Annotated in this window: 14 protein-coding genes; all 14 read right to left on the bottom strand. The window is 62.4% G+C overall.

Annotated elements, in window-relative coordinates:
* Nucleotides 1–3: 3 nt before the first annotated feature.
* Nucleotides 4–1,992, bottom strand: coding sequence for a type VI secretion system Vgr family protein (locus G473_RS0113000; protein ID WP_029013449.1), 1,989 nt, complete (start codon nt 1,990–1,992; stop codon nt 4–6).
* Nucleotides 1,989–4,649, bottom strand: a complete 2,661-nt coding sequence (tssH, locus tag G473_RS26790; RefSeq protein ID WP_035707112.1) for a type VI secretion system ATPase TssH — start codon at nt 4,647–4,649, stop codon at nt 1,989–1,991. The genes G473_RS0113000 and tssH overlap by 4 nt, the downstream gene beginning before the upstream one ends.
* Before the next feature lie 99 nt (nt 4,650–4,748).
* Complete coding sequence (locus tag G473_RS30370; protein WP_154667399.1) at nt 4,749–5,789, bottom strand: hypothetical protein; 1,041 nt, start codon at nt 5,787–5,789, stop codon at nt 4,749–4,751.
* Between the two features lie 41 nt (nt 5,790–5,830).
* Nucleotides 5,831–6,856 carry an eCIS core domain-containing protein gene (locus G473_RS30870; protein WP_051330248.1) on the bottom strand — a complete coding sequence of 342 codons (1,026 nt, stop codon included), beginning with the start codon at nt 6,854–6,856 and terminating at the stop codon, nt 5,831–5,833.
* 109 nt (nt 6,857–6,965) lie between these two features.
* Nucleotides 6,966–8,027 carry a type VI secretion system baseplate subunit TssG gene (tssG, locus tag G473_RS29320; RefSeq protein WP_161630987.1) on the bottom strand — a complete coding sequence of 354 codons (1,062 nt, stop codon included), beginning with the start codon at nt 8,025–8,027 and terminating at the stop codon, nt 6,966–6,968.
* On the bottom strand, nt 7,991–9,823 hold the full coding sequence (gene tssF, locus G473_RS0112975; RefSeq protein ID WP_084438081.1) for a type VI secretion system baseplate subunit TssF: 1,833 nt from the start codon (nt 9,821–9,823) through the stop codon (nt 7,991–7,993). Before tssF ends, tssG begins: the two co-directional genes overlap by 37 nt.
* Nucleotides 9,810–10,385 (bottom strand): type VI secretion system baseplate subunit TssE, encoded by a 576-nt coding sequence (locus G473_RS29315; RefSeq protein ID WP_051330246.1) that lies wholly within the window; start codon nt 10,383–10,385, stop codon nt 9,810–9,812. Before G473_RS29315 ends, tssF begins: the two co-directional genes overlap by 14 nt.
* A 67-nt stretch (nt 10,386–10,452) precedes the next feature.
* A complete protein-coding gene (locus G473_RS0112965) occupies nt 10,453–10,953 on the bottom strand; it encodes an Hcp family type VI secretion system effector (protein WP_029013447.1) in 501 nt (166 codons plus the stop codon).
* Between the two features lie 89 nt (nt 10,954–11,042).
* Entirely contained in the window at nt 11,043–12,518 is a 1,476-nt protein-coding gene (gene tssC, locus G473_RS0112960; RefSeq protein WP_029013446.1) for a type VI secretion system contractile sheath large subunit, read from the bottom strand.
* Nucleotides 12,519–12,592: 74 nt separating this feature from the next.
* Nucleotides 12,593–13,096 (bottom strand): type VI secretion system contractile sheath small subunit, encoded by a 504-nt coding sequence (gene tssB, locus G473_RS26770; RefSeq protein ID WP_051330245.1) that lies wholly within the window; start codon nt 13,094–13,096, stop codon nt 12,593–12,595.
* A gap of 139 nt (nt 13,097–13,235) precedes the next feature.
* The gene (gene tssA, locus G473_RS0112950) at nt 13,236–14,360 is read right to left on the bottom strand and encodes a type VI secretion system protein TssA (protein WP_035707110.1); all 1,125 of its coding nucleotides are present in this window, start codon (nt 14,358–14,360) and stop codon (nt 13,236–13,238) included.
* Nucleotides 14,360–18,505 (bottom strand): type VI secretion system protein, encoded by a 4,146-nt coding sequence (locus G473_RS0112945; RefSeq protein WP_029013444.1) that lies wholly within the window; start codon nt 18,503–18,505, stop codon nt 14,360–14,362. The genes tssA and G473_RS0112945 overlap by 1 nt, the downstream gene beginning before the upstream one ends.
* Nucleotides 18,502–19,344 carry a DotU family type IV/VI secretion system protein gene (locus G473_RS29310; RefSeq protein ID WP_084438079.1) on the bottom strand — a complete coding sequence of 281 codons (843 nt, stop codon included), beginning with the start codon at nt 19,342–19,344 and terminating at the stop codon, nt 18,502–18,504. The genes G473_RS0112945 and G473_RS29310 overlap by 4 nt, the downstream gene beginning before the upstream one ends.
* Entirely contained in the window at nt 19,341–20,684 is a 1,344-nt protein-coding gene (gene tssK / locus G473_RS0112935; RefSeq protein ID WP_084438077.1) for a type VI secretion system baseplate subunit TssK, read from the bottom strand. The genes G473_RS29310 and tssK overlap by 4 nt, the downstream gene beginning before the upstream one ends.
* Nucleotides 20,685–20,689: the final 5 nt, after the last annotated feature.

Below are 20,689 nucleotides of genomic sequence, written 5' to 3'. Positions count from 1 at the left end.
TCCTCAATTAATCTTCACCAGGCCACCTTTAAGGGTCAGCATGCCGCCACCATCAACCGTACCGCTGGCGCTGCCTTTCACCTCAGCCGAGACACCGCCGGAAACGCTGGCCGTCATGTCGGCCTTGGCCGTCACATTCATCCCCTTCACCGTGGCGTCGGTGCCGGCCTGTACTGTTGCTGCCGTGCCGGCCTGCATCGTGGCCGTGGTACCGGATTTCACCAGCACGGCGCCACCAGCCTGCAATGTGATATCACCATCCACCTTCAAGGTGAAATTGCCGCTGACCTTCCACGTGACATCGGCCTTGTTGGTGCGGGTTTCCGCGCCTTCCACGGTCAGGTCACGGGTGCCCTTCACCGATCGGGTTTCCTTGCCCTTGGCCACCGTGGTGGACAAGTCACCTTCGGAAATGGTCAGCGTATCATTGCCCTTGGTGATGGTGGTGGTGCGGTTGCCCTTGTCGATGGTCAGCAGGTCATCGGCCTCGTTAATCGTGGCCTTGCGCTGGTTCTTCACCAGCACGGTCAGATCCTTCTCTGCCTGGAGATAAACCTCCTCCTCCCCCTTCTTGTCCTCGAAGCGGAATTCGTTGTAGCCGCCGCCACCCTTGCTGGAATTGGATTTGATCGTGCTTTTGGTCTGGTCGTCGGGCAGCGTATAAGGCACAGGCTGTTCGCCATTATAGACCGATCCGGTCACCAGCGGACGGTCGGGATCACCATCCAGGAAACTGACCACCACTTCCTGACCGATGCGCGGCAGGAAGAAGCTGCCCCAATTCTTGCCCGCCCATCCCTGGGCCACGCGCACCCAGCAGGATGAATTTTCATCCTGCTTGCCTTCCTGGTCCCAATGGAACTGGACCTTGATGCGGCCATGGCTGTCAGTCCAGATTTCCTCCCCCGACTTGCCGACGACAATGGCCGTCTGCGTGCCGGCAATGCGTGGGCGCAGGGCGGCACGGGCCGGGCGGAAGGTGGCGCTGGCCGGCAAAACCGTGAAACTGTTGGCATAGGCACCGATATTGGCGTGATGCTCCACCTCATGCAGCACGTAGCTGGCGTTGGCGTCGCTGCGCGCATGGCCGGACAGGGTGAATTTCAGCCCCGCCGCCATCCCCCGGACGGTGCTGGTGCCGCTGGCCCGGCTGGCCGGCACTTCCAGTTCCGCCAACCTTATCTTGGCCAGTGCATCGCCCCGGTCTTTCTTGGCGTAAAGGCCGGGATATTCGTAAATCTGCAGGCTGCCGGTACCAGCCACAGCAGCCTTCAACTCCGTACTCGGCGTTTCGAAGGCGAAATCATCGGCCTGATACTTGCCACTCACCATCATTGTTTCGATAACGAAACTCTCTATCCGGTCACTGCCGATCCAATCCTTCTCCATTGGCAGCGGGATATAGGGCAGGGTTGCGGTGCCGGGAATATCCTCATGTGCCGAGGCATCATCGGCCAGCACCATCGTGTGCAGCCCATCAGCATGGGTGAAGAACCAGAAAATACCTTCATCTTCCATCAGCCGGCAGACGAAGTTCAGCGCCGTCTCGTTATATTGCACACAATACTCGCGCGCCGAGTAGGTGCCGGTCAGACTGTCCTTGAAATCGGTGAATCCCAGATCGCCGAACACGGCCTTGATGATATCCGGCACCGATTTATTCTGGAAAATGCGGCAATCGCTGGTCAGCGATAATTGCCATAGCCAGGGGCGAAGCTGAAGCTGGCAGGTCCGGTCAATCTGCACCGCCCGCACACAGACGCCATTGATATAGCGTGTGGCCCCATCCGGCCCGGTCAGCGTCACAGTCGGCGATTGCCCGATCAGGGATGCCAGATCAACATCGTCGCTATCGGCTGTGGCGGTCAGGTCAAAGCTGAACAGGGAACAGACACCCTCCCGCCCCGTCAATTCCCGCAGGATCAGCTTATCCTTGCCCAGCGATGTCGTCAGCGACAGCGACTGCGCACCCTGCGTCCAGGCATCACTCATGCGCCGCCATTCCCAAAGCCGATCACCAGCCCGGCCCCTGCCGGGTCCAGGGCAACATGCACCAGATCAATGGGTTCGCCAATGGCCAGCCTTTCCAGCACTTCTGCGGACAGTTGCGGCAGCAGGCCGTTGGTCAATATCTGGTCAATGGCGCGGGCACCGGCATCGGCCGCGCGGCAGCGGGCGACGATATAATCCACCAAAGCCTCGGCATAGGTCAGCTCTGCCTGATAGGCATCGGCCATGCGCTGCTGGATGCGCGACAATTTCAGCCGCGCGATTTCCCCCAGCCGGGCGGGGGGCAGCGGGCGATAAGGCACCACCACCATGCGGCCCAGCAAGGCCGGCTTGAAATGGCGGATCAGGGTGGGGCGGATCGCCTCCACCAGTGCATCCGCCCCACCCTGGCTGGACGCCCGGTCATGGATGATCTCCGCGCCCAGATTGCTGGTCAGCAGGATGACAGTATTCTTGAAATCAACGGCAACCCCCTCCCCATCCTCCAGCATGCCCTTGTCGAACACCTGATAGAACAGTTCCAGCACGTCGGGATGGGCCTTCTCCACCTCATCCAGCAGCACCACGCTATAAGGGTTGCGGCGCACCGCCTCCGTCAGCACGCCACCGCGACCATAGCCGACATAGCCGGGCGGTGCCCCTTTCAGGCCGGCGACGCTGTGCGCCTCCTGATATTCCGACATGTTGATGGTGACCATGGCCCGCTCCCCGCCGAACAGTAGCTCGGCCAAGGCCAGTGCCGTTTCCGTCTTGCCCACACCGGACGGGCCGACCAGCAGGAAGACGCCAGTCGGTTTGCCCGGTTCAGCCAGGGACGCGTAATAGGTCTGGATACGGCGGGCGATGGCATCCAGCGCTTCCTCCTGCCCCACCACCCGTTCGGCCATCCGCTGCCGCAGCGACCGCACGGCAGCGATATTGTCGGTCAGCATCCGGCCGACCGGGATGCCCGTCCAGCCGGACACGACCGACGCCACCGCGCGATGATCCACGGACAGGGGCACCATCGGCGCCTCGCCCTGGATCTGTTCCAGTTCCAGCCGCAACCCGTCCAGATCATCCATGGCGCGGCTGAAATCCGCGCCCCGCAGGCCCGCACTGGCCAGCTTATCCTCCAGGTCGCGCACGCGGGCGGCCAATGCCGTCTCCTGGTCCCAGCGCTGACCCAGCCGGTCCCGCTCTTCCTGCTCCCGCTCCCGGGCAGATTCCAGATCTTCGATCCGGTCGCCATGGTCGCGGCCCCGCGCCTTTTCCCGACCCAGCAGCGCGATTTCGTCGGTCAGTTGCTGCACCCGGCGGCGGGCTGCTTCCAGCGCCGGAGGCTCCCCGGACCGGGCAATGGCCACGCGGGCACAGGCCGTGTCCAGCACGCCAATCGCCTTATCAGGCAATTGGCGGCCCGAAATATAGCGGTGGGACAGGCGCACTGCATCAGCCACCGCCTCGTCCAGGACCCGTACGCCGTGATGGGCTTCCAGCTTCGGTACCAGCCCGCGCAGCATGGCAATGGCCGTCGGCTCGTCCGGCTCCGCCACCTTGACCACCTGGAAGCGGCGGGTCAGGGCGGGGTCTTTTTCAAAATATTTCTTATATTCAGCCCAAGTGGTGGCGGCGATGGTCCGCAATTCCCCCCGCGCCAAAGCCGGTTTCAACAGGTTGGCGGCATCCCCCTGCCCCGCCGCGCCCCCTGCCCCGATCAGGCTATGCGCCTCGTCAATGAACAGGATGATGGGCGCAGGCGCCACCGCCACTTCCTGGATCACCTGTTTCAAGCGCTGCTGAAATTCCCCCTGCAGGGAGGCACCGGCTTGCAGCAATCCAAGATCAAGCGAGAGCAATCGCACTGGTTTCAAAGGCGGTGGGACGCCCCCTTCCACAATACGCTGGGCCAGCCCTTCCACCACCGCCGTCTTGCCGACACCGGGGTCACCGGTCAGGATCGGGTTGTTCTGCCGCCGCCGCATCAGCACGTCGATCAACTGGCGGATTTCGCCATCCCGCCCGACAACGGGGTCAGATTTCCCGGCCCGCGCCTGTGCCGTCAGGTCGATGGTGTAGGCATCCAGGGCCGGGCTGCTTAGGCCGTTTTTCGACGCGGATGCCATTCCTCCCGATGTCATGGGTGCTGCCATCGTTGCTTTCGCTTGCCCGGTCAGGCCCGGCATATCCTCTGCCGATCCCCGGATCAGTTCAGGCAAATCCTCCGCCAACCGCCCCTGCCGGATTTTCAGCAGCAGGGGCACGGGCTCCAGCAACAACCCCCGCAGGGCCTCATCCTCCAGCAGAGCCTTCAGGATGGCGCCGGACCGCACCAGCGGCGCGGATAGTTCCAGGCTGGAAACCAACCATGCTGATTGCAGCAGGCGCACGATATGCTCGGAGAAGGCCGGGGTCCGGCTATTGCCGCGCTTCAACCGGTCCAGCGCATCGGTCAGTTGCGTCTGCAAGGCGCCGGGATCAATCTCGTAATAGCGCAGCACACGCGGCAGATCGCCATCGGCTTGCTCCACCAGTTTCAGCAACAGATGCTCCACCTCCACGGCAAAATGCGTCAGCGTGAGGCACAACTGCGCCGCCCCCTCCAACGCCCGCTTGGTGGAAGGGTTCAGGCGGGTAATGAGGGTGGCGATGGTGGACATGAGAGCACTCACAGGAAGGAGTATGATTTGTCAAATACTGTGCGGAAACAGCGCATCTATAAATATGTCAAAAGCCCCATATGTATAATAAAGTTCTAGCTAATCATCTTTATCTGATTCGCTGTCGCTATCATGATCTAAAACTACCGTTCGATTAAATCTATCGAGTGCCGCATAAGAGATCACTCCATTTTCATACGCATGCTTCATCAGTTTTTCTGGATCGTACCCAAATGAACCTGGCTTCGATGGCCATAAAGGGCCTGGCCTACTATTTATAAGATTGAGGGCGTAAAAACACGCCATGCACGGTCGCTTAACCCCCGCAAGGAATTGCGGATCAAGGACTTTACCCTGCTCCTTCAGCATCGCCGCAATTCTTCGTTCGGCATGCAGATCCACACTATGATCATCCAGAGGAACAACTATATCGCCATTTTTAAGAGCATCCATAATATCTGTTTGCTCTTTATAAACACCCCTAATTAAAAGCTTTCTAAAATGCCTCGACGTTCTTCCAGCATCTTCTTCGCTTAAAGACCCGTGTATTTCACCAATAATTTTAAACAAACCCGAAGAGCAACTTGAGATTTTTTTATTTATTGACGTCACATTTGATGAGATATATATTTTTCCTGAAGATATATCAAAATAACATTGAATCTCCACTGAATTCGGGAATATTTTAAAAACCGCCGTTGATAACCATCGCAATATTTGCCGCGGCCTCTCTCCGGCGTATGACCGCGCAACACTAAGCTGGCTACTGCCGGTTGGATACATTTTATCAATCTTATTTTTCTCTTTCGATTTTTTCCAATCACTATTCACAATATGAACGGTTAAAGACTGATTGGCACCGTATGAGACAATTTCTTTGCCAGACGTTGGCAATGAAGATCTTTGAATGATATTTGTTGACCTTTGTGCATGCTGCGGCTGACCGGCATGGGACGATAAAGCACGATGGCAACCATTTTTATTTATCGCCTTTTGCAGTGCGGTGCTGGAAGACGATGGGGACTTCGACAGATATTTTGTCGGCGGCACAAGCGTGGAAGAGCGCAGCGTTGATGTCTCCGCATGCTTTGCCTGCAAAACTGGAAAATGTATGGGTGGCGGCAAGTAGCGCTTAGCCATTGTTCTCCTCTATTTACAGGGTAAAGCCATTAAATATCCTCTCAAATCTTCCGGTACCATTCCCGTGGGTTGGCCACCTTGGCACCGCTGAAATCCCCTACCCCCGCCGCTCGCGCCACATCCATGGCAAAGCTGCTGCATTGTTTACGGGCAAGGCTGAACTGGACGCTGCCGCCACGATATTCCGCCACCTTGCCCATGGCCTGCTGCGCCTGTTCCGCACTGATGGCAAACGCGCGGGTGCGCACACCGGGCTTGCTGAATGCGTCCGCATCGCTATGCACCCGGCCCGGCACACCGGCGGTCAGCCGCCCCAGATCGCGGTTAGGGTCCATGCCGGAAAAACCGGCGGGGGAAAAGCCGAATGCCTCCCGCTTGCCGCCCGGCTTCTCGATCGCCACGAAACCATGGCCGGCCATCCCGTCGGGCAAACCCTTTTCCTGATGCAGATAGCCGCCGACAATCAGGCGATAACCACTGCCCTGGGCATCTGCCTTGCGCTGCACCGGCGCTGCTGCCCCTGCCCCCGGGCGCATGCCCGGGGCCGGCTTGGCCTGCACCGCTTCCGGCAGGCGATGGTTGGCGGCGCGCGCGCCCATCCGGTCGGCCTCCGCCTCCAGATGATGGTCCTGCACCACGGCAACACCAGTACCAAACGGGTTGCGCACCCGCCCCTGACGCTGCTGGATCACATGGGTCAATTCATGCCCCAGCAGGGCCTGACCCTGCGGGCTGTCCGGATTGTACTGGCCGGGGGCGAAATAAAGGCTGCTGCCCATGGTGAAGGCCAATGCACCGATGCTCGGCGCCTCCGGCCCCACATGCACGCGCACATCGGAAAAGTCAGCGCCAAAGAAGTTTTCCATCTTCGTGCGCACCATATCCGGCAAGGGGCGTCCGCCGCCGGACGGGCGCACCAGGCCCGGTGGTAATTGCTGGGCATCATTGCCCCCACCACCCCGGCGCTGCAGGACAGGGCCGCTTGCCGTCGCCACGCCGGGACGCGCCGCAACCGGCAGACGCGGTCCAGTCCCATGGAAACGCCCCTGGATCACATGACCCGCCATGACCCACCTGCTGGCAATATCATCAACGCTTCATTCCGCCACAGTGCCCCCCACACGTCAAGCGCGTAAGGGTTAACAGCATCGCTACCTTCACCTTGCCGCTGCCGGTTCATTGCCGTTCCCTGCCCGGCCGCACAGTGACAACCATCTCCGTTTCCGGCTTGCGCCCGCCCAGCAGCGTGGTGCGCCCCAGTGCCCGGCCGGAAGCATGTTTCAGATGCAGCTTGGGGACCTGATCGCCCCGCAACCGCAGCCGCAAGGTGACTTCCAGGTCCGGTCCGGCATGGAAGGCGACCAGCGCCATCAATTCCCGTAGCCCGCGCTTGCCCGGCTGGAAAGACAGATACTGGCGCAAATTCAACGGCCCCAGTTCCACCAGGATACCCGCCCCCTGGTCCCAGGCCCGTGTCCCCAGCACGGCGCCCCGGCCCAGCCGCGTACTATCGGCCTGCCGGCCCAGCCTTGTATGATCCTCCGGCTCCAGCGCCATCCAATTGCCCTGCAACGGGTGGATGCGGACCGGCAGGTTGAAATGGCATTCCAGTAACCGCTCTACCCCATGCTGGCTGGCGGGCCGGCGGTTCAGCAGGCCGGCAAAGCGATAGAGCGCCCGATCCGGCACATCCAGCCGGCTTTTCAGCGCTGGCGTACCGATGCCGCACAGGGCGGCCGCAAAGGCAGACAGGTTGGTGTCCCAGGGCGCGGCCCCCGCCAGTTCCGGCCGATGCGCCCGGCGGGACCGCATCAGGATGGAAACCAGCCGGTGATTGAACAGGTCCAGGAAATCGCGCATGGCGAAATCCCCCGCCCGCGCCCGTTCCGATACCAACTCGGCGATGGGTTGCGGCAGTGGCCCGAACGATCCCGCCAGCCCCAGCAAGCTTTGCCGCACAGTATAACGCACCCGCCCCGACGGGGCCGCCTGCTCCCGTATTTCCTGTACCTGCCCACCGGGCAGCACCACCCCCAGGCTGGACCGAAAGCGCACCGCCTCCAGCCCCGCATCATTACCCCAGGCCGGGGGCTGGAAAGGCCGGGTGCCCGTGCGCGCGGCCTTGCGCGCGGCATCCAGTTCCAGCAACCGGACCGCCTGCAGCGCCTCGAACCGGCCGGGATCGGCCAGCAACTGGCGGATCAAAGAACGTTTCGCGCGCCAACCCGGGCCGGCCATGTCTTCCATACTCCGTCACGCTGGCGGCTTTTCACCACCAACTGGGTAAAGCTGTTGACCCCGGCATAAAGCGCCAGGAAACGGTCCAGCACGGTGGCCAGCAGAAAGGCACTGCTGCCGATGAACTGGGTTTCATCCAGGGTCAGGGTCACTTCCGTGCCACGGACAAAGCCGCGCCACGCCTCCGTCCCGATCCGGCGCACAACCGGCCGCGCAGTCAGGCTGTAAAGCCCGGCAGCCTGCTGCTGCACCTCCGCCCCACACCCATGGCCATAGAGGATAAGGATTTCCCGTAACGCCTTCAGCGCTGTTTCCGGCGCGTCCGCATCGGCCAGGGACAGATGGTTCAAGGCCAAGGCCGAGACAAGCTGCCACAGGGTTTCCCCCTGCTGCGGTGCGGCGATCTGTTTGGTCGGCCGCCCCAGGCAGGTAATGCGCCGCACGGGGGCATCCACCTCCATATGCAGCAGCGTGCCGGGCGCCAGTTGTTCTGCCACCCCCCGGCTGGTGCAGAGCGTGTGGGCAAACAGGGTTTGGGAAGGCGGCACGCCCGGATCCAGTTTAAGATCGACCAGCGACAGCCATATGTCGCTGCCTGGCATATCCGCGCGTACCGCCGGGCGGCGGCGCGCAATCCAGAAACAATCGGCCCCGCCCCGCAAGGCATTATGATCGTAGGAGAAGAAGGGCCGCACCAGCCGGCTGTCATCGGCCGGATTGGTCACGGCCGACATTTTCACGATGCTGTGAATTTCCGTTGACCGTTCCCATCGGCTGTCGGGGGACAGTTTATATTCCACCTGTGTCTGGTCCAAGCGCACCGGCTCGCTGGTTTTGGAGAACAGGTTGATGATGGGCGCACAGTTCGTCCGCACGGTGATGCGGTCCAGCCGATCCAGGCGATCGGGCACACGGTCCAGCAGGAAAAGAAGCTCCGCTTCCTGCGTTGCCGGCCAACCAGATAACCCGGCCACATCGAAGAACTGGAATTTCTGTGGGAAGGTGAAATATTCCCGGATCAGCCGATAGGCCTGATGGGCATGGCCAGGGAAAGGCAGCACATCCTCCCCATCACCAAAGCCCACGGGCTGGATGGCATCCGCCGGCAAGCGGATTGCCGAGGCATCGTCCCCCGGCGCCTTCAACACCACGCTATGGCAATTATTCATCAACAGTTCGTACAGGCTGCCGGCCAGCATGGGATCGGCATCCAGATAAAAGCGCAGACGGTCTGGCGCCATATCGGCCAGGGTCAGCGTGCCCATGGCGCGCAGCCGCAGGCGCAGCACCCCCGCCACCGTGCCCAACCGGGCCAGGGCGGGGAACCGTTCCGGCATCTGCATATCCATGCCGGCTACATCCACAGGCCAAAGCTTGATCGGGTAGCAGGACCGGAAACGGCAGGTCAGCCCATCCGCCCCACTCTGCGCGAACAGGGCGATATTGTCGGGTAGATGAAAGCCTAGTGCGGCACGTGCTTGCCCAGCATCCACATCGAAACGGGCAATCGCCATGCTCGGCGTGGGGGAAACAAGCTGCGGATATGTCGCCTCCAGCAAGGAGGCCGGGATCAGGGGAAAATCGGCATCCAGGGTGCGCTGGATGCGGGCGGTCAGAAAGGCGAAGCTTTCCAACAGCCTTTCGGTATGGGGGTCGCGGCTTTCATGACCGTTGAAATCCAGCCGCCCGGCGACCTTGGGATAGGCTGCCGCAAACTCCGCCCCTTCGTTGCGCAGATAGAGCAGTTCCCGCTCATAGGCCTCGAACAGGGCGTCCGCTTCTTCACGCGGCATCATATCCTCCTGCCCCGTCACGGATGATAACGGGGAAACTCACCGGCTCCACCTGCCCATCCAGCCGGATCTGGCCGGATAGTTCCACCAGCAGCGATAGACGGTCATGGCTTTCCGGCAGCACGGTGAACCAACCACCCAGGCGGCGTAACTGCTGGTTCGGCCCCAACCGGCCCGCCCGTTCCGACCATTCCCGCAGGAAAGCGGCACGACGGTCACCATCCAGCCGGTACAGCCGGATCTTGGGCGCGATCAGGCGCGGCTCAAAGGTCTGGATGGCCGCCGTCAGTTCCGCCACCAGCGCTTCCTCCTGCACATTATTGAAGGGCTGGAAGGTGGCGAGATCCGCAATGCCATAATCCAGCACCGTCCGCGTCCGCTTGGCCAGATCGTCGCGGGCGCGCGGCAGCCGCGTGTTCAGCAATGCCGACACTTCCGCCGCGATGGACAGGATCAAGCCGTCCCGGTCCAGGGGCGGCAAAGGGCCAGCCTGACCGGGCTGTGCATCTACCAGCCGCTCAAACAGCGGGACAGGCGCACCGGGAAGAAGGCGGGGGCCATTCATGGATTATCAATCGTCGCAGAACGAAGGCCGGTTCGGATCGACATGTCATCCAAACCGGCCCCACGTCTTACGACACTTCCTGCTTCATCAGGTCATGCTTGACGGGCTGGGCACCTTCACCCGTGCCGTCATCTTCCTTCTGCGGGATGTATTTATACTCGACGATGGCATAGCTCAGCGTCACCGTCTCCGTCGGCACGTCACCGGTGCCGCCGCCAACGGACACGTTGGAGACGATGATCTTCTCCAACGTGATTTCCAGATATTTCACCGGCTTGTTGTCGCCATTGGCGCGATAGGCGCAGAAAACGCCTTTCTCGATATGCTTGCCGCTCCAGCACATCTTCAACAGATCGTCGGTGGAGGCGTCAGTATATTTGGTGAAACTGAAGTCGGAATGGTTGGCCTGTTCCACCGTGCCGCCGCCGGCGCTGCTGCGCGTGGGTGAGGTGGGCTGGTTGAAGGAATGGCTCCAGGACAGGACCTGGATTTCACCGGTATGGCTGCTGTCGGTGCTTTCACCCGTGATAGCGGGCCCCGTCAGCTTCAGGAACATATTGCCGGCCATGGCAATTCTCCGTTTCGCGATGTGGTTCTTGGATTAGGGCGCAAGGGGCCGACCCGGCCGCCGCGTGGCAACCGGGCGAGAACCGTGGATCAGGCTGCCGGGGCCGGCAGTTCCGCCACCAGCCGGATGGAAGCGGTCAGCTCCTCCAACTGGAAATGCGGCCGCAGGAAGACCGTGGCGCGATAGCAGCCGGGCTTGCCCGGCACGTCGAACACATCGACGCGGGCTTCGCGCAGCGGGTATTTCGCCTTCAGTTCCTGACCGGCATCATCCTTGCCCAGCACGTAATCCATGATCCAGGTGTTCAGGAAGCCCTGCACATCTTCCTTGGTCATGAAGCTGCCGATCTTGTCGCGCATGATGACCTTGATATAATGCGCGAAACGCGATGCGTTCAGCACATAGGGCAGCATCGCGGAGATACGGCTGTTGGCATTGGCGCTGTCGGTATTGTAAAGGCGCGGCTTGTTGGTGGTCTGGCCGCCGAAGAAGGCGGCATAGTCCGTGCCCTTGCAATGGACCAGGGAGACGAAGCCCAGGTCATTCAGCTCCTTCTCGCGCCGGTCGGTGATGGCGATCTCCGTCGGGCATTTCAGCGCGATATCGCCTTCGTCGGTGCGGAACGTATGGGTCGGCAGGCCCTCGACCTTGCCGCCGCCTTCCACCCCGCGAATGGCCGCCGTCCAGCCATATTTGGAGAAGGCGTTGGTGATGCGCTGGGCCAGGACATAGGCGGCATTGCCCCACAGATATTTCTTGTGGTCGCGACCGTCCGTATCCTCAACGAAATCAACACCTTCCACCGGCACCGTGTTGGGGCCATAGGGCAGGCGCAGCAGCACATGCGGCAGTGCCAGCGTGACATAGCGGCTGTCTTCGCTGTTGCGGAAGGACCGCCACTTCACCAGCTCCATGCTCTCGAAGATCTTGGACAGATCGCGCGGCACGCCCAGTTCGGTGAAGCTGTCCATATCGAACAGGCGCGGGCTGGCCGCAGCGATGAACGGGGCATGGGCAGCGGCGGCCACGTTGGATACCAGTTCCAGCAACTTGGTATCCTGCGGATGGCGACCAAATTCGTAATCGCCAACCAGCATGGAATAGGGGTTGCCGCCGAAGGTGCCGTACTCTTCCTCGTACACCTTCTTGAACAGGGCCGACTGGTCGAACTCGACCGCCTTCTCCAGATCCTTCAACAATTCCGCCTTGGTAATATTCAGCAGGCGGAGCTTCAGCTTGGTGCCGGTCTCCGAATTGAAGACCAGGTAGGAGAGGCCGCGCCAGGAGGCTTCCAGCTTCTGGAATTCCTCGTTGTGCAGGATTTCGTTCAACTGATCGGACAGAAGATCGTCGATCTGGGCGATCTTGTCATTGATCATGGCGACAACGTCATTGCCGACCGTGCCACCTTCGGCCAGGACGGAATTGACGAATTCAGCCACCAGATCGCGGGCGAAACCGCGCTGGCTGTCATCGCGGGCCAGCTTGCCCTCGACAATGATCTTATCCAGAAGCGTCGCGGGCGCGGTGTCGGCGCCGGCCGCGCTTTCCTCTTTCTCAGCCATAAGAGCCTCCCGTGGGGGATCCGCGCCTCCAGGGCGCAGGATACAGCGTTGATGGATGGGCCTTTGCGGCCGGCTTATTCAGGACTGCCAAGCTGCTTCTTCAGCTCGGCCTGGTCTTCGGTGTTCCGCACCACCTGGCTCAGCAGGCTGTCCAGCTCGTCATTGCCGTCCAGCTTGGTCAGCAGGTCGCGCAGGCGCTTGCGCGCATCCATCAGCGCTTTCAGCGCCGGCACCTGTTCCATCACCTCTACGGGGCTGAAATCATCCATATGGGTGAAGTTCAGCTCGATGCCCAACTGCTCGTCACTGTCCTTGACCAGCCGGTTGGGCACGCGCAGGGCCAGCCGCGGCGCAGCGGACGCCAGCACATCATTGAAATTGTCGCGGTCGATCTCCACGAACTTGCGATCCTTGACCGGGGCCAGGGCTTCCGCCGGCTTGCCGGACAGATCGGCCATGATGCCGACGATGAAGGGAAGTTCCTTCTTCTCGATCGCACCACCGGTTTCAACATCATAGGTGATCTGGACACGCGGCGGACGCACCCGGCCCAGCTTTTGCTGTGTACTGTCGGCCATTGCACTTTCTCCTTCCGTTCAAGGCGCCGGGGATAGGACCGCGCCCACGACTTTCGAGGGATGAACAGACTTATACGCAAATCAACTCAAAGATGCTAAATATTAAGACATGCTCAACCACATGTCATCCCGCCCGGCGCTACCCTTCCTCCGGCAAGCCGAGAAGTTCGAAGATGGCGGCGACATCGCGCCGGCCACGGCTCAATTCCAGCAGCAGTGCCGGCAGGGGCAGATCCCGCCATTGCACGATGCGGTTCAACAGATAGGGGGCGGGGCTGTGCGGCTCTGTCTTGGCCAGATAGTCCGCAATCTCCGCCAATTGCCGATAGGCATCGCGCCGGCTGGCGATGGCACCCGCCGTGGGCAGCGGGACAGGCGCCGCTGCCTCTCCCTCCTCCATCGCCGCGTCATCCGCCGGCTCTGAAGATGCGGACGGGGCGGCTTCTTCCTCCTCATGCACCATGTGCGGTTCCTCCCCCCTCTCGCGCAGGGTGACCAGCACCCATTGCCCCATATCATGCAGCCGTTGCGACAGATCGTGCAGGGACGGCGCCTGCCGGCCTAAATCCCCGTCCAGCGCCGCGTTCAACCGTTCCAAAGCCTGGGCAGAGGCCCATAGCGCTTGGAAAAGGCTGCGATAGAACGGGGTTGGCGTGGCCCTTGCCGTGGCGTTGAACATCTGCAGCGTCACCGGGGCCGGGCCGCCACGCGGGGACGGCCTGCTTTCCCGGCCCGCCATGGCCTGCAGACGCTGGCTGTTCAGATAATCGCCGAAAGTCAGCCCATTTTCCCGGTCGGCCGGGGGCACCGTAACCGGCAGGGTCAGCAGCAGCACGACCAGCCGCTCATTCAACCATTCAAAGATCAGGGCCCGGCGGGACAGGTCGCCATCTTCGTCCGCGCGGGGATGGGCTTCCGTCCCGAACTGTTCCAGCAAACCGGCCAGCAGTTCCAGACCGGCAGCAAGGCCCGCTGCACCATGACGGGGCAGCAGCGCCTCGCATAGCCAGGCGGCGACCTGCAAATCCTTCGCCCGGTTGGTCAAAGTGGCCACGGCCAGCCGGATCACCTCACCCCATTCGGCGCGCTTGCGGTCGGCCTTCCAGACGCCTTGCGGCAGGTCGACCTCCTCCCGCCGCGCTTCCTTGATCAGATCATATTCCCCGCCATAGCGGATATCCTCACCGGCGGGATCCCCCCCCGGGATGGGGGCCAGCAAGGTCTTGATATCCAACAGCAGGGCGGGATCGGCTGGCCGGTTCATCACATCTCTCCCCCGCTGGGTCCGGAAAGGCCCGGTGCCTTGGCCGGGAATGTGGGCAGCACATGGCGCCGCTTCTGGCCCGGCGCCCCATCTGTTCCTGGTGCATCGGACGCCAGGACGACGCGGATAAAGACCCGGGTTTCCCCCGTCGGCTGTGTGGATGCGGGCATCAAGGGCGTCACCGGGGCGGCCGGCGCGGTCGGAATATCAAACCGCAGCGTATGCGGCTGACGATCACCGCCCTGGCCAAAATCCTGGAAACTGGACCGGTGCGCCTGCAACAGGCGCAGCAAGGACCAGCGGCCCTTATAGGCAAAGGATGCTGTCAGCCCATCAATATAGGGTTGGTCGGCCAACGCCTGGGGCACGGTGGAACCATCCTTTGCCCAGCGCAGATGAAGGGATATCGGGTCACCCGGACGCCAGGGGATGGACTTGCTTTCGTCGCCGACCCGCAGTTCCTGCGCCCCGGACTGCAAGACCCATTCGATGATCTGGTTGCCTTCCATCTCCCGCTGGCGGTTGACGCGGAATTCTGCCGCCACCTGATAAGCGGCCGGCCCGTCAACCGGCGTATCCAGCGGTGCGGCAAAGGGCGCCATGAAGGCCTGGACCTGATCCATCTGATCCAGGAAATTCAAGGCTGCTTGCTGTGTCCGGTCCCGCTTGGCGCGGATTTCAATTGCTTTGCGCAACCGATCGGCATTGCCTGCATATTCGCGCAGGAAGCGGGCCACAGCGTCAGGATCGGCTTCCGGCAGATCGCCATCCACATCCTCGCCCGTTCCCACGAAGGGGTAATGGCCGGCCAGTGTGCGGTTGAAACCATCGGCCAGCCGGGCATAATCGGTATCGATTGCCGCCCCCATCAGGGTCCGGCATCGCTCCAGCAAACGGGTGCGGATGCTGTCGCGCTGCTGGATGAAGAAATCGCCCGATACCACGGCGCCAGGGTCAGCCAGCTTGGCTTCGCAATTATCCAGGTTGATCTGAGCAATGTCCGTGCGCAGGAAATTTTCCAGCACCATCAGCCCATTGCCGGGGGCCTTGGCCTGATAGCGCTGCAATCCCTGACCAATGGACTGCCAGAAAAACAGGGAGTTGGAGCCCTGCCAGCCGCTGCCCAACTCATTACGGCCCATCAAATCCACCAGCGGGGCGGCCATATGGTTCCAGAGATGCTCCAGGCGGCCCCGCGTATTATCCAGATACTGGGCCATCGCGACATCATCGGGCGTATAAAATGCCGCCTCCAACAGGGAGCCCCGCCCATCCCAGCCCGTGAAATCATCCACCGGCTCATAAAAGGATTCCATGCCGGTCAGTTCATCCACCTCGGTCAGCAGCCCGTCGACATGGGTACGCACCACCCGGCGCAACTCGTCATGCAGCCCATCCAGCCGGTTCTGGGCCAGGACGGAAATGACGGAAACCAATAGTTCCGACACTTGCCGAAGATCATTGATCTCGGCCGTCAGCGCCGCCTCGCCAAAATCGTGGAACCGGTCAGCACTGCGCTGGATACGCTGGGCCGCCGCCAGTTCCGTGCGCAGGGCCGCTTCCAGCCGCTGACGGCCCATCCGCTCCACCGCACTCTGGAAATCAGCCGGGATACGGGACAGATCGACGGCGCGGAATTCCTCATAGGAACGATAGGTGTGCAGCACCTGCTGCAGACCCAGCGGGTCCCAGCTCATCACCTGACCAGAGCCGGCGACGGGCGGGTTGGAGAGTGACACATGCGGATATTGGCGCATGAAAGGCCGGTTCAGCGCCGGCTGGAAATGATCGGACAGGGCGTGCAGCCGGTCGTTCAACCGCAGGCCGACGCCGGTGCCCGACCGGACGAGGATGGTGCCCCCCTCCCCATCCGGGATTTCCATCAGCCGTTTGACCAACGCATGATGCGCGGCGCGGATATCCAGCAAAAACTGGTTTCGCTGCTCCGGTCCGATGGATGGCGTATTCATCAAAGCCATCAGATCGGAGATGGCGGGGCTGGTGGCGATATCATCGCTGGCCAGCCACAGCATGCCAGGATCGTCCAGCATCTGGCGCACATCCATCAGGCCGGCGGCCAGATCCTGCATACGTTGCCCCAGATCCTGCCCCTGGCGCGGCTGGCGTACATCGGCCACCGCTTCTGCCAGACGGCGCACGCGGGTTGATATCTCCCCCTCCGGACCAATGCGCCGGAGCAACCCTGCCGCCATCACACCAACAACAGACCGGATCTGCCTTGCATGGTCATGGGGCAGCGGATCAATCCGGACCTGATGCAGCCCCCGCAGGTAAAGCCCTGAATTATGGGCAAAATTCCCATCCAGACGGGTGCCGTAAAGGTTGTTCGAAAGATCGGCCAGCTTCTCCACCGACCCTTTGTTGGCACCGGCATATTCCGCAGCCAGCCGGTCCAGTCCCTGCACCTTGCGCAGATAGGCTTCCATCGTTTCCACATCAGCAGCGCCGGAAAGGTGATGGCTGGTGGCGGGCAGGATCGTATCAACCGGCGGCACATCACGAAGCTGGATATAGCGCCGCTCCAGTTCTGTGCGAAGCTGCGCCAGGACCAGATGATCCAGCCCGTCGCCGAACATGCGGGACACATTGGCATCCAGGGTCCCGGCCCAGGACGAGGGAATGAAGCCATACACAAGGGAGCCGCGGCTGATTGCCTCGAAATAGGTTAGCAGGCGATGGGCGGCGGCGCTCCGGAACTGTTGGTCATCGGCCAGGGCTGCGTTGCTCATTTCCTCGCGCACCAGGGCCAGCGGCGGTTCCAATTGCGCTGTCAGTTGCCGCAGGGAAAGATCGGACAGGAACAGCCCCGTCGCCAGGACCAGGGTCGTCACCACCAGGGCCGCCTGTGCGGTCAAGCTGGTCCGGGTGCGGGCCACCAGCCCGGTGCGGGCAGCTTGCGCCAAGCCGGTTTCGGCAAACACCTTATCAGCCAGAAGGTCGGTGACGAACAGAAGCCGCGGCAAGCGTTGCGGTGGCGGGGACGGGCTTGGGCTTGCCGCAGCCGGCCCCGCACGCAAGGTGGCCAGGGCGGTCGAAAGGCTGGTGCCTCCGGAAGCGGGGGCCACCAGCATATCCGCCGTTTCCGTTGCATCCGCATCGGCGGCACCGGTAAACCAGACCCCGCGCAGGAAATGGGTTTCCTGGAAAGCGGCAGCCCGCAGCGCGCGGGCAAGAAAAATCTTCAACGGCCCGGCAAGGGCCGGAAATTCACCCGGCAGGCGGAACATCCCGTCCGGGTCCAGCGGCTTGTCCAGCATCGCCGCCGCATCGACATAATGCGCCCAAAGCGATGCCGTCACTTCCGCCATCGCCTGGTCGATATCGGCGGGATCGAAGGATTTATCGATCGCGCGCGGTGCGGACCAGCCCAGCATGGTCCCTGCCCCGCCTTCGGGCACCGATTGCCAGAAAGCGGAAAAGCCTGGCACATGGTCGCATTGCGTGACCACGACATAGACCGGCAGCCGCAACCCCACCCGGCGCTGCAAATCCCAGAACTGGGCCTGGAACGCATCGCCCTTGATGGCCAGCATCTCCGTGCCCAGTGCATGGGGCCCGATCAGATCGGTAGCAGAAATGGCCAGGATGACCCCGTCCAGACCCCGCTGCGGGCGGTACCATTGCACCGCCCGCATCAGGCGCCGCCAGGCGTCATTGGCACTGGGGCGCCCATCGGGGGTGAAGGCGGCGCGGGCAGCGCTGTCGATCAGCACGCCATTTTCAAAACAATGGAGCGTCGCATCCTCACCCGCCGGCGTGTCCAGATCAGCCAGCAGGCGCGGCAAACCGGCGGAACGGGCGAAACTGGTCTTGCCCGTACCGGCATCCCCCAGCAAAAGCACCCAGGGCAGGGTATAGGGAGACCGGATGCCGGATCGCTCTGTCAGGCGTTTCAGGACTGTGCGGAAGGCCAGCATGGTCGGCAGGGAACCAGAAGCGCTGGCCGCCTTCCCCTCATCAGGCGCCAGAACCATGCCCTGCCTCGCCGCCTGGGCAGCTTTGGCCGCCTCCGCCTTCTGATTGCGGCGCAAGGCAATGTAGAGAGCCAGCAGCACCAGCAGCGCCAGGGCCAGAAGACCGGCAACAACCCAGGCCGCATTCTCAATCAGCCATCCCGCCATCATGGCGCCCCCCCTGTGGGAGGGGGAGCCGGGATTGCGGCGGTCGGCTGGATTGGTGCCGTCAACGCGTCCAATCTTTCCGTCCGCTGGAACCAGACGCCATGCGCGACCAGGGAATAGAGAAAGAACAGCACCACGAAGCCCAGTGCATAAGGGCGAAGGTGCGGAAGCCGCACCTTATGGCTGCGCGACAAGGTGGCAGCATAGGCCGCAGGACAGAGGCGGGGCGGTGGCGGCGTCTCACCGGGTCGCACCTCTTCCCGCCGCCGCTCCTTCAACCGTTCCGCCAGGGTCTGGCGATAGCGCCGAAGCTGGGGATTATCCTGCTGCCGCCAGTAGCGGCCCCGGAAGCCCAGAGACAGCACAGCCAGATAAAGCGCGATCAATTCCGGGTCTGGCGTCCGGCTGGCCAGCAGGGCGTCGAGGTTCTGGAACACCTTTTCCCCCGCGATGCGGGTACCGAACAGGGACAGTTCCAGAAGATTATCCAACCATTCTTCCCGACCGTTCCACCCCTCGCCATGCAGCAACGTCTCATCCGCCAGGGCAACCATCAGATATTGCGCCTCGCGATATTGCTGGGCGGCATAGCCGCCGCCCGCCCGCAGCGCCTGGGCCGCCTGACCATCCAGTAACCGGTGAAGCCGGCGGTTGATGCGCGCTGCCAGTTCCGCCGGGTCGGGACGGGCCTGCCCCTCTCCCACCAGCCGGTCGCCCAAGGCCAGGGCATCGCGGATGCCCAGCAGTTCGGCATGGAACAGACGAAATTGCCCCATCATGGACGGTGCCCCTGGCGCCGTCCCTCCCTCCCCTTCGGTCCGGTCCAGCACCATCGCGCTCATTTTTCCGCCGTATCGGTGGGAATGAACAGCAGGATATCCGCCGGGCGGCGGGCACCCGTGCGGTCCAGCGGATTGACGATGAACAGCGGCACGTCCGGCATCACATATTCATCGCAGGTAATGGCATAAAGCAGCACATCGCGGCTGGCAGCGAAGGCAGCCGCCTCTTCCGCCGACAGGGCCCGCCGCCCGGCGCCGCGCAGACGATAGGAGCCCAACTCGTCCAACCGGTCTTCCGCCGCGATCAAGGCGGCCTCCATCCAGTCCATCGCGTCGTCGGATTTCTGCCCCGGCTTCAGCCGCAGGCCGACAATCAGTTCATCCCCCAGCCAATCCTCGTTGATCCGCTGGCGGAACCCGTGTTGCGCCGGCTCAAACGTCAAGGCGGCAAAAGCCTGGGTCACCTGATCCAGGATCAGGTCCAGCGCCGACAAAAGCCGCCCGATCGACCCGCGCGGGTCCAGATGGTCATAAGGCTCCGTCAGGGGCGGCACCAGGCTGGCGCGCAGGATGGAGACATGGCCCATCACACTCTGCAGCGCCATGTACAGGTCGAACGGGTGGAGAGCCGGCAGGGAGAGCAGCGCCTCCAGCGGTGGCAGCCCGGCGACAAGACAGAGGACAGTCTGCCGCGCCTCCGACCGATCCAGATCCCCGCCCTTGCTTTCAGCAACATAGCTGGCCTTTTCCCGCAGCTTTGCCACCAGGGCGCGGCTTTCGCGGAACAGGGCGCTGGTAGGGGACAGGATGGCGGTCGGCGGCTCGTAATCGGTAAGCTGGAAGCCCTGGTTCTTGAACTCCACCGCCAGCAGCGGCAGCGTCACCATGCCCGGCGGCAGGTCATCCTCCAGCCGCAACCGCAAACTGGGGCGCAGTCGGGGCATGGGTTCGGGATGGGTGCCGGTATTCTCATCAACCGCACTGTCACCCGGATGGGACCGCCACCGCGCCAGATCATCATCCGGGCGGGCCGATCCGGGCTGGTAGCGCGGCACCACCAGATGCACCCGCAGCGGCCGGCCCAGCCGATCCTTCAAGGGCGGCAAATCCAGTTCCAGCCGTTCGCCCCCCGCCTCATACCGGACCAGCATCCCGTCCGGCATCACCGCTTCCAGCGCCAGGAATCGCAGGCGGCTGGCAGCCAGGGCGCCGCGATCCAGCTCCAGCCGCACCACCCCATGGGCAAAAGGGGCGATACGGGACAGATGGAACTGCATCAGCCCATCCTGACGCAGCCAGAATTGTTGAAAATGATGCGGTTGCAGCAGCATCCCCTCGTGCCATTGCACGGGATCGGGAACCGGCGGAGCCACGAGTATTTTGCCGTTATCGGCAGCCATAGGCG

It is taken from the genome of Niveispirillum irakense DSM 11586, assembly GCF_000429645.1.
Taxonomy (GTDB): domain Bacteria; phylum Pseudomonadota; class Alphaproteobacteria; order Azospirillales; family Azospirillaceae; genus Niveispirillum; species Niveispirillum irakense.
Note: the sequence above shows the minus strand (reverse complement) of the source record. Positions and strands in the feature narration are given on the sequence as shown.